The organism is Pseudomonas sp. CK-NBRI-02 (assembly GCF_008124495.1).
Classification (GTDB): domain Bacteria; phylum Pseudomonadota; class Gammaproteobacteria; order Pseudomonadales; family Pseudomonadaceae; genus Aquipseudomonas; species Aquipseudomonas guariconensis.
On sequence record NZ_VSJH01000006.1, the window covers coordinates 242,143 to 256,821 of the forward strand.

Sequence of the window (14,679 nt, forward strand, 5' to 3'; positions counted from 1 at the left end):
GCTCCGGTTATCTGACCAGGGCATCATACTCCGCCTCGCACTGCTGGCCAGCTATTCGGGCTCGGTCATACGCTTTCGCCAGCTCTCCCGCTCGAGCATCAGCCCGTGTGAGCAAGTCGGAGAGCACCATGGCGGAGCGGGTGGCTGCCTGGCCTCGGGCGATAGCGGCGGTATCCGTGGCGGGGCAACGGACGGTGGCGGCGAAATTGGCTGCGTCGTGCTGCAACCGCTGGCCAGCAGTATCGGCGCCAGCATCACCAGCATCAGCCACCTGGTGTTCTTCTCTTGCATGGGCTCTCGCCTCCTCCTGCGCCTTGGCGCGTCGTTGTTCTTCCTCTCGGGCGCTGCGCTCGCCCAATACCTCGACCAGGCGGTCACCGCTGTCCCGCTGAGCCGACGCAGCGGCAGCCTCAGCGCGTTCGACAGATCGGCCGTGCTGATAGGCGCCCCAGTAGGACGCCACCACGAGCAAGAGCGCTAGCGCGCGCACGCCCCAGCCGCTCACACCAGCACCCCGCCGAGCTTCGCCCACTGCGCCAGAAGCTTGTCCAAGCGGTGCGGGTTCTGCCCATAGGTATTGCCCGGGAAGCTGGCCCATATGTTCGCGCACTTGGCGATCGCATCGGCGATGCGGCCGGCCTTGATGTCCTCAAGCGCCCGACACTCGCTGATCTGCTGCAGCGCAACACGGTCCTGGTTCTCCGGAGTGAAGCCGCTCTGCAAGCGCAGGCTCACCCGGTAGGCGTCCCAATAGCGCGCCAGCAGCTGGTACCGGCCTGCTGCCGTGCTGGTCACCGGTTTCCCGTTGATGGGGAAAGTCAGCTTATGACGGGGATGATCCTCATAGCCTGTGAACAGCCCCCCGCCGTACAAGACGTTGTAACCGTCATCGCTGCCCCTCACAGGCGAAGTACCTTCCGAGAAGGCGATCAGGTCTAGAAACCGGAGCACATTTGCGCCGCCGGCTTGGGCCTCTGTCAGTCGAGCCATGGCTTTCTCCAGGCAAAAAAATACCGCCAGGTGGCGGTGTTGGGTTTTTGGAATCAGATCGATTAAATGTCGGATAGCCGTGGCGTGCTCTTGGAATGGACCTGCTAACAAGTACAGACCTCCACCAGACTGTGTGCTTGGAGATTTATGAGCCAGGCTATCATCAAAAATTGAAGGAAGAGCATGCGGCTAGCGGTTTTACGGCGTATCATCTCGATGCTTTGCGAAGCCAACTATCTCTGAAACCGGACCACCATCGGAAATGACTTAAGAGTCGGCGGCGTATAGATCAGCATAGTGGCCGAAAGCTCTAAACTAAATATATGAATGCGTCACAGAAACACAGTTTGAAGGTTTTAATTGAACTAATAATATGAATCCAAGACCATTCGGATCACTATTATAATATTTTATTCTTTTGATGAACAAAGGCCGCAGGCTAATGACAAGAGACAATCAATCAACTTTAAATGCTCAATATTTACTTTTCCTTTTACTTTTCCCTGGAACCATTTTATATTATGTAGCGATCACAAGCGGAGTCTTTCCGCCGCTGCCTGCTGGGTACTTTGGAATAGTCTCAGCTGGAGCGCTTGCGATGCTATTTCCGATGTACGCATGGGCACACATTAAAACGCTAAGAATAAACGCAACAGACTTGTCTTACATGCTGTTCTTGCTATATTTTTTACTTATAGCAACAATAAACAGATCATCATCAGATGATTACATGTTTGCATGGCATCTAACAGCAATTGCCCAAAGTATTAGTGTGTTTCTTATTTGCAAGGGCGTAGCCGGCACATATAGCAGACCTAGAATACTACTGCTATTTTCATGGATTATAGTTTCGGCATGCATGATGTATTACACTGTGGGCGGACGATTTTCCTTGCGAGAAATGAGTGATTTAAATCACATCCCAAGCTACCAGACGTTTGCATTATGTTATTTCCTTCTGTCTTTCCTCATAGTCTATCAAACAAGTAAAAGGTGGGTTCGCCTACCAATAATCTTAGTATCATTTGCATGCCTATATATAAACGGGGCTCGTAGCGAATTTCTTGGATTCGTACTATTTGCGGCAATTTTTGAACTGTTACTCTCAAAGAACAAAGCTATACCTTTTATTGCTGCGATCAGCATCGCAATGCTGTCCATACTTGTGGCAAGCTCTGGGATAGTAGAGCTACCGGAAAGCCGAATAACTAATCTTATAGATCTGCAGAATGACAATTCAAGCAGAGAACGAGAGAGGATCGCCTCGGAAGGCGTCGAAAGAATTATGGAAAATCCAATTTTCGGGGATTACGGAAACTACGAAAAAGGAGAATATATTCATAATATACTCTCAGCCTGGCACGACTTGGGACTAGCAGGTTTCCTATTCGTGATTGCTATAGTTGGCGCTCCCACACTCAAGCTTCTTATAATGATCTCATCAGGACAGAGATTATCTAAACAATCATTGGCCATTTTCGCACTATTAGTCTGCTCAGCTCTTCTGCTATTTGCTGGAAAATATTTTACTTACTTGATGATCCCAGCAGCACTCGGCTTCTACTCATCGTCACAACGAATCCATACAACACTGTGATCCGACAAACAAATATAACAATTGCCTGCATAACCCCGAAGAAAAGCCCGCTAAGAAGCGGGCTTAACGTATTACACTAAATACAAATCAACCATCTACTTCGAAGCATGAGAGTTAGTTCGCCCAAGCAGCCAATCAAACTCTGTAAGCCCTCCTTGATAGATCCTTTCTAGCCCAGCATCACTGACATGATTGGTGTCTGTATAAAGAACCCCTTCGTTCCCATAGCTTCGACAGACATCTGCATCGCAGAAATAATCTATTGGATCTATAAACTTAACTTCATGCCTATCAGCTGAAGCCTCTTTCAGCCAAGATACCACATCTGCTCTAGATCTTTCGACTTCACTGCGCAAGACCGAACAATGCTTATCAGGATTTATCCCATAATGTAACGATCGCAAAACGCAATTAGGCGCTGATGCTTTGAAGATAGGAACCGGGCCAACAATCAGCACCCTTTCGACGCCTAGCCGATGGAGATAATCGATTGTTTCGTCTAGCTTAGATACAAACCCAAGCTTTGTATCAGAGAAACTTACGCTGCTTCCGACCTCGCCAAGCGAATAGTATCCTTTACCACTATATATAGACCAACTTGAAAACAAAACAGCATACTTGGGGTTCAGCTGCCCAACAAATTCCAACGCATTTTGTCGGCCCTTTTCGCACCTTTCTCTCATGGCGTTGTCGGGGTTATTTATGCGCACATTAAAGATCGCTGCACAACCACCAGAACTTAAAGTAGCCAGCATAGATTGGCTATCCGCTGCATGATGTGAAATACCGCGGTAAGCAGCATCAGCATGCGAATCACCGATTAGCAATCCAATTTCCTTTTCACCTGCAGCCGCCAGACATTTAGATGGCCCTTTTGCTGTATGGAGGTTACAGTCCCCTGCATTGGACGCTGTTTTTGGAACCTGAGCTTCTGTGAAGTTCCTTGCAACGGATGGGGCCATATACTGGGAAATGTATATGCCAACTATACAGACAGGCATGCAAACCGCTAATACACCAGCAGCATGCCTCCAGCTAGCGCCGCTTTTGAGAGACTTTCTCCAAGCTAATACTTTCTTGTCCACATAAATATATGTTGCGCAGGCCATAACAAATGAAATGGCAACCATACTTAGATCAAATGTAATATCTCTCTCGCCGAAGTTATATATCCTACCAAATGTCAACAATGGCCAATGCCACAGATACCAAGCGTATGAAACAAGACCGATCAAAACAAACGGACGCAATGATAAAATTTTCGCGATTGTGATTTTAGGATTTGCCACACCACAAAGTATTACAATCGCAGCCCCAATAGCTGGAACCAATGCTTTATCTGCTGGATATGGGCTCTTGCCATTAAATGTTAGAATTGCATACGAAATAGCTACAATACCTGCCAGAGCAGCGGAATCTAGAGCAAACCGATTAAATCGCTGCGCGTAAGGAACAGCAAATGCGATTGCGCCGCCAGCAATAAACTCCCAAGCTCTCAGGGGCATCAAGAAGAACGAGTAGTTCTTACCAGCTCCTGACCCGCTAAGTAAAATGCAGCCATACAAGGAAAGAGCAAATGCTAATGCAACCACTACGAATGATGTTAGTACTGCTCGCTCATCTTTCATTCGCCTGGTAACCAAATACAACCCAAAGATTGCCATTGGCGCGAACAGATAGAACTGCTCTTCTACAGCGAGCGACCACAGATGAAGTAGAGGCTTTGTATCAGATAGGCCGTCGAAATAGCCCTGCTGCCCGAGGAAATAGTGGTTAGCCAGCATCCCGGCAGAATAAGAAACCTGATTGCCAAACTCAGTTAGCTCTTTGGGAAGAACTAGAATGAAAGGAGCGACAGCAGAGCAGACAACAATCACTAAAAGATATGGAGGAAGAATTCTGAGAGCCCGCCTAGCCCAAAACTCTCCGAACGAAAAACTTCCCGACTGAATTGATCCTATAATATGAGTGACGATCAGGAAGCCCGATATCACAAAAAATATGTCTACACCGACAAAGCCGCCAGGCACCTGAGCAATCCCTGCGTGGTATAGCACAACAGCCAAAATCGACAGGGCTCTCAGTCCGTCGATGAAAGGCTTGTATCCAGAAGAGGCCTCTATAGCCGCCTTGACATTCATTCCCATTCCACATCCAGTCGAGAAAAATGCTGTGGAGTATACGACCAGTGAGCCTTTTTCAGAACAGGCTGGGACATCCAATCAGCCCATTTGCTCTGGCGGCCTACACTGCTTGCGTCTATGAAAATCATAGAAGTCATGCAATATTGATACCCTTGAAGCATGTTTATCGTGAAAAACCCACCCAAAGGAATGACTGATGCTTGAAAAATCGGCGATAGCGGCCCTCAAAATGGCTGCAATGATTGTGTTCATGGCCATCTGTTTGGTAGCAGCTTACTACCCAGACCTTTGATGGCTGTTAAGCGCCATAACAGCCATCAAAGGCCAGATCACACATCGTCGAGGCTGCTAATCCAGTGCAGTCGCGCAGATCCACCGGCCGCAAATGACCCGCTAGGCGCCATGATGGCTGGCCTTAAGCTTCCGGGCTGCACGTTATACGCAATCGGTACGGGTGTGATTGACCCGATAGCACTCTGGTCGCCGCCGGACTGGCTGGACACCTGAACACTTACGTTTGGCATTTTAGAGTACGGGTAGCGGATGGTCTGTGCCGGAGCTGCTACGGTTGCTGCGGCCGTGGTGGTTACGTTGACAGCGCCGGACTGCTTCATTTGCCGGGTTGCGATGCTGGCGTTCTTCGCTGTTGGGTACAAGAGATACGTGCCGAGAGGGCCGTACACGTTATCCACAATCAGGTAGTTACTGTTCAGCGTCGCAGCGATTTGATCGTCAGCGAACAAGAAGCACTGCAGCGCCACAGAGGCCATGTGAACATGCATGCCATTGATATTGACGCTGCACGGGAACGGTGCATTGCGTCCGCGCAGGAACAGCACCTTGGTCGAGCCAGTGGCGTTCGGCAGCTCAAAGGTGTTGTCACGCGCAATGATCAGCAGCGCTTCGCGCTGGCTAGTGCCTGGCGACAGATGGATGATGCCAAACGCGGCGCCATCACCGTAGCTGATGAACCGATTGTTCTCGATGGTGAACGTGCCGCCATAGATTTCTGTGCCATAGATAGCCTCGCCCGAAGCGCTGGACACACCATATATGGTGCTGTTACGCACCGTTGCGTCCCTGCCCTGCATGATTAAACCGTTACGGAACACGCAGTTGTCATACGTGATCTTATCGGCGTTGCCGTGCATGTCCCCTGCGCCGATGTCCGAAGCAAGGTCGACGTTGTCTACCAACATGCCGTAGATCAAGCCGCCTCGGTTAGGAACGCAGCACACGTCATCCATGCCCCCAAGCGCTACAGCATGACGCGTTGCCGCAGCGCTACCGCCATAAACGGTGAAGTTCGCGCAGTTGGAGAGAGTGACCCCGTACTCGTCGTTGACTGCAGGGGAGCGGTTGGGGGACGAAGTGACATTGACGCTCACGTCAAAGCTACGCTCTATCTCCAAGCCGGTATACAGCGTGACATCGCTCGCCCAGTAGTTCGAAACCCTCACACCGTCGCCGAACAAAACTTTGAACGGAGCGATAGAGTATGTATCAGAGGGAGAGAAATGCATGTTGTCTACGGATGCGCGCACTCCGCGCAAACGGTATACCTGTACCTCGCTGAACAGATATACCGAGGAGCTGTTGCCGTAGATCGTGACAACATTCCCGCTAACGGAGTGCACCTTCCACATCTCGCCAGCCCGGTATGGGTCGCGATCAGCAAGCCAAGAACCGTTCGTGGGGTTGTACACGATCACTACGTCACCCGGCACAAGGTCAGGCGCAGCAGCAAATGTAAGCGTACGTGCGCCCTTCACCACGCTCACGGATAGGTTACCGATCTGCGTCAGGCTACCTTGGGTCAGAAAGCAGCTTCCAGGGCCTGAGGAAAGGCTCATGTCTACGTGCGAGGCATAACCGTCGCCGCTGTAGGCTACGTCCCGGGTGCACAGAGTGCCCTTGTTGAGAACATAATGCCCGCCAGGTGTGTGAACACGCGGCGCTCCGCTATTGATCGCCGCCTGGAATGCCGCCCAGTCAATGGAATCAGTCAGCGCCGTGGCGTGTGGGTATACGGCCTGAGCAGCGGAAAGAGTGGCGAATCGCTCGGATAGCGGATGATAGGTACCGTCAGCGATCGCACCATAGTCTTTGACATTAGCGGTGTCGTTCAGGCGATCAGCAACGGTGCGCTGGCGGTAACCGATCATGCTCGCACCGGAAGCACTTGCCAGTGCATCACGCAGTGATCGATCAACCTGTGCCACTAGGAGGTTTTGATCATCAACCCAGGTTCCGCTGAGCTCCACTGGGAAGGTGGCTGGCAGCTTTACGCTATAGAGATTGTCGTTTCGCTGGATCAACTGTGTTGGTCGATCAACGGTAAGCTGCGTGCCATCCACATAGATTAACGGAACTGGCTCAAAGCCTTGTGCGGCCAACCATTCGGACACCTGTAGTTCCATTCCGTACAGGGTCCGGCGTTCGACACCAAGCCGGTCAGGCGCGGTGACTCTCGTGCGATCAGTTGCCCAAACGTCGATCACACCAGAGTTATCGTAGAGGTCGCGCGGATCGTTCGAGCCATCGGTTCCAACCGGGTTGCCAGTGTTGTAGCGCATATTTTCTCCGGGCATAAAAAAGCCCGCTCAGTGGCGGGCATGCTCGTTTCAGGATCCGGTCAGGCCGGAGGGAAATTGTTGTCGTCGAGGTAGATGCGTTCGTCGTAATTCACTGCGGTGACGTTGCAGCTGACCGTGCCACTCGGGTTGACCTCTTTGATGAGCGCCGGGTAGCAGAACTTGGTCTTGGGGCCGAACTGCAGCACAGGCGCGTCCATAGCGCTGTCCAGAACCGGCACGAAGTCCAGAGACGGAATGGTCAGCCGGTAGTCATCAATGCGCGTTGCAACGTATGGCCCAGAGGCGCTGCCGTCTCGGCGGCGAAGCGCAATCCAATGCTCGCCTCCAGCAGACCAGTCCAGCCGCTCCGAGGAGACCAGCATGTGCTGGCCGCCCAGCTGCGCATAACCCTTGAGCATTGCGCTCTGACCATACCCAGGGGTGGTATCGCCCAGCAGGGCATAGTCCAGATAGCCGCTGTTCAGCGCATCAAGTTCCGTGGAGAAGCTGTAACGCTTGCGCTGGTAGACCTGCTGACGGCGGCGCCGCATCCCAATGCGCCATGCACGGGTTCGGTCGGTCACTCCTTCGATCTTGATCTTTTCTGTTCGTGTTCCGGCATCTCCTGCGAGTCGGCATTCCACGGTCTCGATCTGCCAGGTTCCACCGTCGAGGTATTCGACATCGACCCCGTCGAAGTCGTCTTCAGTGACATGCTCGGCTTCGCGCTTGAGAGGCTTGGTCATGACCTCCGGGTTGTACATGTGATCAAAGTCTGGTCCGCGGGGCTCATCACGAACCGGCCGGATAAGACCACGATCAATGGTCAGCTCTGCGAAGCCAGCCTGCAGGCACTCGATCATGCAGGCCTTCACCGTGCTTGCGTCCTCGATCGTTCTGTCGAAGTAGTCGCCGCGGGCCGTCCAGATCTCCTGCAAACGATCCAGCTCCTCTAGATCAAGATCGGAATTCCCGTCCGCAATCGAATAGCCGACGCTTTGAGCGATGTAGCCGATCCAGGCAGAGATATCTCGCGTAGGTTCCTCGGCAGTCCACGCACCGTTTCTGCGCGTAGGCAAAATACGGGTGGCAACCACCGATACCTGGCTTTCAGACTGGGAAGCAATGCGGTTCCCTCCTTTTACCCGAACGGCCATGGTTGTTACGCCGTCATACCGCGTCGGAGCAGGGAGATTGGATCTCAAGCCGTACCATTGGACGGTGTTTGCGTCCGACGTGCTTGTGGACTTCGCCCCGATTCGACGCAGGCGAACCTCGGGGCGCATGAGAGGAATGTTCAAAAACTCAGTGAACCCCAGCTGATCGAGCGTGGCCTGGGTGTAGGTTTTCTTGAAGGAAGTCCAAGCGCCGGCAGTTGCAATGTCGCGGTATTGAAGCTCAACCGTCACGGAGAAATCCCGAGTTTTACCGGTATTTTCTCCTACATGAGTCAACCCCTGAGGGAAGAAAATGTCCCAGGCAATACGGCTCGTCGTCGTTCCTGCAGGGCAGGCCGCATAAGGGCCGGACCAGTCACCCTCCTGTGTGGATCCATCCAATTGCAACAGCGCGGTCGATGTCGTGAGAGCGTCGAACCCTGGCCAGGTTGGGTCATTATCTCCTACCGCATTTATCCGCTCCACGGAGATCGAAGAGGTGCTTGCTGCCGTTATACGGTACCGCAGCCCACGGAATCCGATGCTCATACGCAAGCCGGTTCCTATCGTCAGTCCGGTTGCAGCACCTCCGGAGGCCCAGTTCAGCGTCATCTCATCTGGGGCAGTGCCCACGCCAGGCGTGTATGTGGCTACCGTGTAGCTGCCTTCGTTCGCACCAACGATCTCAATCGGCATGCCGACATATGGCGCAACCTGATCAAGGTTTCCGCGGATGATATCGCGCCCTGCCCCGCCATCTATCACGTCGTAGGTGTAACCGACGACGATACGCACGATCATGCCGGCAGCCCAACCAGAGGGAAACGCGCCAGCACCGCTCGGGATGGTGACCGTCTTGCCAGCGAACTGGAACGACTGAGCGTCAGGAACAGGTTCGACAGCGTATGTGGCCTTGAGCTCGATACCCGCCGTACCGGTTGATGTCGCGCCCACCTCAGGAGCGGAGTGCCACCACTTCGCAGCAGGCTCAGCACTGAGATTGGCTCCAGGTCCGTAAATCTGGTACTGCGCATCGGCGCCCAACGAGATCAGGGGCGTATCACCTATAAGGATGCTGCCTGCAGGTATGTCGTACTTACCGCGACCTACCACAAGCAGCATCTCGATCCACTGCGAACGCGGGTCATCAAAGTATCGATTTGGCGGCAGCGCATAGTCAGGGTATGGCCGCTGCCGGCCCGCGATTTCTCGGATCACCGAGTTCAGTTTGACTTGGTTACCTTTCACCGTGGCCAGCCCAAGATCATTCCCGCGCTTGGTGTTGCTCCTGCTATTCAGCGAAGGCATTTTTGGCATCAAGGCGCCAAGTACAGCTTTGGCGCCGAATACCAGCGCCAAGGTGATGGAGAAAGGGTCTGTGCCCTTTGGCTCTCGGTAGATCTCGACGCTGTCCTCTGGTCCGAACTCGATAGTCGCCCACTGGGTTGGCAGCGCCCGCTCGCCATTGACGAATACGCTCAACGGCAACGCAGCAGGCTCCACCTCTGCCGGCAGACCGTCAGCCTGGAACCAGGCCAACACGCTTTGACGGCTTTCGACCGCGCGCACCTCGGCAGGCCCGGTTGCGAGCTTATTTGGGTAGATTTCGATCATTCCCGGTCTCGGTAGTAGATGACGGTATTGTGGTCGCGCTTCCACTGGGAGAGCGGAAGGCATCGGGCGCCGCGCGCCGGGTTGATTTCGATGATCTTGAGCCGCCCACCAGCCTCTAAGACCAGGGCGACGTGCACACAGATATGACCGCGCATTACCGCAGCTATGGCGCCATGTTCTGGCTGGCACACTTCCATGTGCACAGACTCGGCCCTATACGCCCTGGTGAACTCTCGCGGGTCGGTATTGCGCACATGCCCCCAGCTCGGCAGAAGACGCTTACATAGGTGCAGGTGGCGCGCCTCCCTGACCAGGCCCCAGCAGTCGTACCTTTCTGGACCGCGCGCGCCATCCTCATACCTGCAAGACAGGTATTTGTTGATCCATTCCATAGGGGAATCCCTTAGAGGTATTTGAGGCCTGGCACGAAATTCGTCGTGTAAAGCGCACGCGGCCAAGCGGTGCCGATCAGATCGAAGAATCCGCACTGCAAGGTGGCTTGGTTCTGCTCGAATGAGTCGCTATCCACCGACATGCGATAGGGCCTCTCGCATGGTGCGGATAGGTCGCTTGCCAGATACACACGGTAAACGGCTGTCACCCTAGCGTTTGCGTCGAGGGCTTCATCAGCTAGATGGCGCACTAGGCCGGTGGTGTTGTCTATCCCAAACGCCAGTGCCTGGTTGCCCTTGTTGTTTTTGGCAGCCAGCGCGATACCGATGTTGGCTGCCAGGAAGTTAAGCACCCTTCCATCCTCGGTGCCGCAGATCCGGTCGGTGAAGCCATTGCAGACCAGTACCGGAGCATCCCAGGCCGCACATGTAATCTCCAATGTCCGGACGAAGACATCATTGCCGCCAGATGCCACCGCCTCGCGGTAGGCTTGCTCGAGAATGGTCATGCCTTGGTCCACTTCCGGTTAACCGCCAAGTCGACGATGTTCATCATCAGTACCCACTCCGGCATCAGCTCAGCCCATCCCGGCTCAAGCAGTGGTCGCTCTCGGAGCTCACAGGTCGCCGTATAGCGCCAACTGCTCACGCCGACCAGCTCAGGTCCGGACGGTGTCTTCGTGAATCGCACCTCTATGTCCTTCATTCCGCCTGGGATCTTGAGCGGGATCAGAAACCACCCCGCCCTGGCAACCTGAGCGGCCCAGGCCTCGAACAGCAAGGCCTGCCTCTCCGAGCAGATCCAGGCCAGCGGAACCATCGTCGGTACAGAGTCGAAGATGATGCGCTGCCTAGCCCGACCGCTCTCCATCTCTGTGCGCGAGATGTTGTCCACCGGCTCGAACCCGTATCCATCCCGCAGCGCGCACGGCAAGCCCTTTGGATATTTGTTCATCGTCCAACCGCCTGTAGTCCATATTTCGCCTCGATCGCCTGTGCCGGAGCGCCGTCACTCAGGAGCTGGGAAACCCACACGTCGATACTCCCGTCTTGGTTTCGGCGCGACTGGCCGGCGCGCGAAGCATCCTCGTAGAGGTTCACAACCGGCTGGCTTTGGCCTTGCTGTCCTTGGTTCGCCTGAATTTTGCTCAGCGTACTGTCAAGCTTGGCACTGGTCTCGGCGGTGGTAACCCGCTCGCCTTTTTGGAGGAACCAGGTGCCATCCTCAGGAATGGAGTCGATACCGTCGTGAGCCATGCCTGCCAAGGCCGACGCCGCCACACCGGCAACCATTGGAGCTGTGATCCCTGCCGCAGTTGCTGCCGCCGCCGGCGCCAAGATCGGGCCTACGATCGGAATGGCTGCGGTACTCGCGAACGCCGCGAGTTGCGCCTGGAACGACGTTGCCTGCGCATTCGCGATCAGGGTCGTTGCCGCGCTGGCCTGAGTAGTCTTGCCCGCAATCAGCTGGATGCCCTGGTAAACCAGCCATTGAGCGGCCATCTGCGCCAGGGCGTTGATGATGCTCTTCGCCATCGTCGCCGCAACGTTCACGAAAGCGTCGCCCAGGCTCTCCGACTCGAGGATCATCGAGGCGATGCCATCGCCTACCGAACTGGTAAGCGTGTCCAGCGTGCTGGTGGTGAAGTCCGCGGCCTGCTGCTGATAATCCATGGCAGTGTCGCGGTAGTTTTCCCAGGCGGAGGAAACGCCGTCCAACCAGTTCTTCTGGGCCTCATCCTGCTGCGCATAGTAGTCCTGCTGGATTTCCATTCGCTGGGCTAGAGCCTCGCGCAGAAGCTCGGTTTCCAGGTTGTACAGTTCCTTGCTGATGTCGCCGCCGTTGTACTGTTTCTGCAGGTCGGCCAGCTGGCTCTGGTAATCCTGTTGGATAGCCAGGTCGGCCTTCAGGCGCTCCTTCAGCTTGTCACCGCTACCAGCGCCGGCAAATTCCAGATCGAACCCTTCCCGGGCAGTTCTGTTGGCCTGAGACAGGGTATCCCCAAAGGCACGGGCCTTGGCCGCATCCTCGTTGGCCTTCTTCAGTTGCTGAAGCCGGTCAAGCTCAGTGGCCAGGCCGGTCAGGCGCTCCTGCTGCTTGGCATTGATGCCGACCAACTTGCCCGACTCGATCTCGAACTGGAGCTTCGCCACTTCCGTGGCGTTCTTTCTGGCATCCGTGCTGGTGTTGATCAGAGTGATCTGTCGCTGCAGGTTCTCCTCGGTGGTTTCAAACGCCTGGTTCAACCTCTTCGCAGCGGCTTCGGCCTCCTTAGCTGCAGCCTTCTGCGCATCGGTCTGGCCGACAAACCCCGCATTGCCTTTGCCTGGTGGCGAGATTTTGGGCAACTCCGCAGCCGCCTTCCTTGCCTCCTTGACATACTCGCGGATTCGGTCGCCCGACCATGGCCTCTCGAAGGCTTCGGCAACTTCCGACATAACGCTGCTAGCCGTTCGGGAGTTATCGATCGCGTCCGTTGTCAGCTGTGCGGCATTCTCTTTGAACTCCTTCGAAACATCCCCAAAGGTGAGCGCTCCGAGCAAGCTATTGGCAGTTGCACCGAGGCTCTGCAGATACGCCATGGTAGTAGCGAACCCACTTACCAGGCCCGCCGCAGTAATCTTGAATGCCCGACCAATGCCATCAGCCACGCTCGCCGTCACCGCCGTGACCTCGATGAAGTCGTCGGCAAACTCATGTACAACATTGCGCAAGCCGCCGGCCTCTTTGGTGGTGTCCGAGAGATCTTTCGCCAGCTGCGCAAGGACCGGCATGAATTCGGCCGCCAGAGCGGTCTTCGCCGAGGAAGCGTATTGGCCGATCACGGTAAGTTCAGTGTTGAACTGCCGCGCCGCGCCAATGGTCTCCTCGTCCATGACCATGCCAGCGGACTGAGCGGCATCGCCCAACTCTTTGAACTTCTTTCCCCCATCGGCAAGCAGGGGAACCAAGGCCGTGGCCTCGTCGGCGATCGCCTCCATGAAGAAAGTCATCTGCGCTTGGCTGACGTTGGCTTTCTGCAGGCTGCTTACGTATAGCTGCAGTGCGTCGGCGCTGTTCAGATTGCGGAACTGCTCAGCGGTGACGCCAACCTTCGGCGCAATGGTGTCGAAGAAGTTCTTCAACTCCCCACCGCCTGTAGCCAGGAAGTCACCGACCTTGTCGTTGGTGTCCTTGAAGATGTCAGAGAGCTTTTCCTGCTCGACCCCAACGGAAGCAGCGCCTGCAGCGTAGCGCTGAAATTCCGTGGTGCTGAGGCCGGCCAGACTGGAAAGGTTGCTGATTTCCTTGGCGGCCATAGCCGAGCTGGTTACCAAGCCTCCGACGATAGCTGGGACCGCCGCAAAAGCGGTACCTATCCCCTTGCCAAGGTTCTCGGCTGACTTCTTGATTTCGGCCATGCGTTTCTGCGACTCACGACTGGCCTGATCAAGTGGGCCCGTAAAGCCACCAATTTTTGCGATCAGGTCAAGCGTGAGTGTGCCCAGCGATTTGCTCGCCATGCATTACCTCCTGCGGTGACTGGCTATGCCCAAGTCCTCATGGCTTCCTCAAGCGTCATCGCAGGCTCTGATTCATGAGGCATGAAGTCGTAAACTTTGTACCCGCCATCCTTGGTGTGGGTGTTGGCATACAGCGTGGCCAGCAGCGCCGTGCCACGCTCAATACGCATGCCCAGGTGAAGCGACCCTCGACGGTTTCGAAACTTCACCCAGGACCTGAACTCCTGAAGGCTGAGGCGCTCCTTCGCCTCAGCAATCGTTCTCCCGCCAATGCCGCACAGGACTAGCTCGTGCCAGAGCTCGTCGAGGTCGCTGAGGTCTGCGTCTTTCCCATGTTGGTGACCTCATTAATGGCCACCATCAGGGCCACAGTAAGGTTTCCGTCCAGGGCTCCGAGGCGCTTGGTGCTGGCCGGATCCTTTTCCAGCTCTGCGGGATCGAGCGGGCCATGGGTGATGTCGATTGGGGAGAACACGGTGTTGCCTTCTTCATCACAGATCGCAGCCGCGATGCGCCCTGCGATGTTGTCCTTCTGCTTGCCCCCAGCGGACAGCACGTCGCTGACCGCCGACTGGTAGCCAAGCGGCCGCACGAACACTGTTGCGGTAAACGCCTTGTCGCCCTGCTTCCAGTTGATTTCTTTCTCAACCGGGCGGCCAGTGAAAGATCCGCTGCTTCTCAGCGTTTCGATGCTCAGTTTCATGA

General features: G+C 55.1%; 11 protein-coding genes. 1 reads left to right on the forward strand and 10 read right to left on the reverse strand.

Annotated elements, in window-relative coordinates:
- Positions 1-7 precede the first annotated feature (7 nt).
- Together DQ397_RS05580 and DQ397_RS05585 are read right to left on the reverse strand one after the other, a co-directional pair.
- The gene (locus DQ397_RS05580; RefSeq protein WP_043209728.1) at positions 8-505 is read right to left on the reverse strand and encodes a DUF2514 domain-containing protein; all 498 of its coding nucleotides are present in this window, start codon (positions 503-505) and stop codon (positions 8-10) included.
- Positions 502-990 (reverse strand): glycoside hydrolase family protein, encoded by a 489-nt coding sequence (locus DQ397_RS05585; RefSeq protein WP_043209726.1) that lies wholly within the window; start codon positions 988-990, stop codon positions 502-504. Before DQ397_RS05585 ends, DQ397_RS05580 begins: the two co-directional genes overlap by 4 nt.
- Before the next feature lie 442 nt (positions 991-1,432).
- On the opposite strand from DQ397_RS05585, the gene DQ397_RS05590 reads away from it, so the two are divergent.
- Entirely contained in the window at positions 1,433-2,587 is a 1,155-nt protein-coding gene (locus tag DQ397_RS05590; RefSeq protein ID WP_080642086.1) for an O-antigen ligase, read from the forward strand.
- Between the two features lie 95 nt (positions 2,588-2,682).
- Here DQ397_RS05590 and DQ397_RS05595 read toward each other — a convergent pair whose 3' ends face one another.
- The 8 genes from DQ397_RS05595 to DQ397_RS05635 form a co-directional block, all read right to left on the reverse strand.
- Positions 2,683-4,728 carry an acyltransferase family protein gene (locus tag DQ397_RS05595; protein WP_202959337.1) on the reverse strand — a complete coding sequence of 682 codons (2,046 nt, stop codon included), beginning with the start codon at positions 4,726-4,728 and terminating at the stop codon, positions 2,683-2,685.
- A gap of 332 nt (positions 4,729-5,060) precedes the next feature.
- Positions 5,061-7,307 carry a hypothetical protein gene (locus DQ397_RS05600; protein WP_043209722.1) on the reverse strand — a complete coding sequence of 749 codons (2,247 nt, stop codon included), beginning with the start codon at positions 7,305-7,307 and terminating at the stop codon, positions 5,061-5,063.
- 59 nt (positions 7,308-7,366) lie between these two features.
- Complete coding sequence (locus tag DQ397_RS05605; RefSeq protein WP_043209720.1) at positions 7,367-10,078, reverse strand: host specificity factor TipJ family phage tail protein; 2,712 nt, start codon at positions 10,076-10,078, stop codon at positions 7,367-7,369.
- Positions 10,075-10,470 (reverse strand): hypothetical protein, encoded by a 396-nt coding sequence (locus DQ397_RS05610; protein WP_043209715.1) that lies wholly within the window; start codon positions 10,468-10,470, stop codon positions 10,075-10,077. Before DQ397_RS05610 ends, DQ397_RS05605 begins: the two co-directional genes overlap by 4 nt.
- An 11-nt stretch (positions 10,471-10,481) precedes the next feature.
- Positions 10,482-10,979 (reverse strand): DUF1833 family protein, encoded by a 498-nt coding sequence (locus tag DQ397_RS05615; RefSeq protein WP_043209714.1) that lies wholly within the window; start codon positions 10,977-10,979, stop codon positions 10,482-10,484.
- A complete protein-coding gene (locus tag DQ397_RS05620) occupies positions 10,976-11,425 on the reverse strand; it encodes a hypothetical protein (RefSeq protein WP_043209713.1) in 450 nt (149 codons plus the stop codon). Before DQ397_RS05620 ends, DQ397_RS05615 begins: the two co-directional genes overlap by 4 nt.
- Positions 11,422-13,974 (reverse strand): phage tail tape measure protein, encoded by a 2,553-nt coding sequence (locus DQ397_RS05625; protein WP_043209711.1) that lies wholly within the window; start codon positions 13,972-13,974, stop codon positions 11,422-11,424. Before DQ397_RS05625 ends, DQ397_RS05620 begins: the two co-directional genes overlap by 4 nt.
- Before the next feature lie 283 nt (positions 13,975-14,257).
- Positions 14,258-14,677, reverse strand: coding sequence for a phage tail assembly chaperone family protein, TAC (locus DQ397_RS05635; protein WP_043209875.1), 420 nt, complete (start codon positions 14,675-14,677; stop codon positions 14,258-14,260).
- Positions 14,678-14,679 lie beyond the last annotated feature (2 nt).